This is a genomic window from Virgibacillus sp. M23 (assembly GCF_034190895.1).
Taxonomy (GTDB): Bacteria; Bacillota; Bacilli; order Bacillales; family Amphibacillaceae; genus Virgibacillus; species Virgibacillus salarius.
Map to the genome: position 1 here is coordinate 1 of NZ_JAWDHA010000422.1, position 255 is coordinate 255.

The 255-nt window shown below is 36.2% G+C and carries 1 pseudogene; it reads left to right on the forward strand.

From position 1 onward, the window contains the following. Positions 1–255: pseudogene (locus RVS70_RS23260) on the forward strand (IS5/IS1182 family transposase); the annotation flags it as partial.

A 255-nucleotide genomic window follows, 5' to 3' on the forward strand; every position in this document is an offset into this window, starting at 1 on the left:
GCTCCGATNTAGTAGAGAAGTCGAATCAAATGTATGAGGAGCTACTGGAAAAAGAAATTATCCCCGAAATAGAAAGAGAAAGTTCTGATGAAATTTCAACGGAGGAACTCAATGAAGTAGTAAAAAACCTAGATGAAAAAGTGAAGAAATACGATCAAGAAATCGAGGAAAGTGAAAAAGCAAAAGATCGCAAACAACTCCGTTCTATGCGAAAAGAACCCAAGCAATACCGTAAACAATTCCAAGACTATGTAA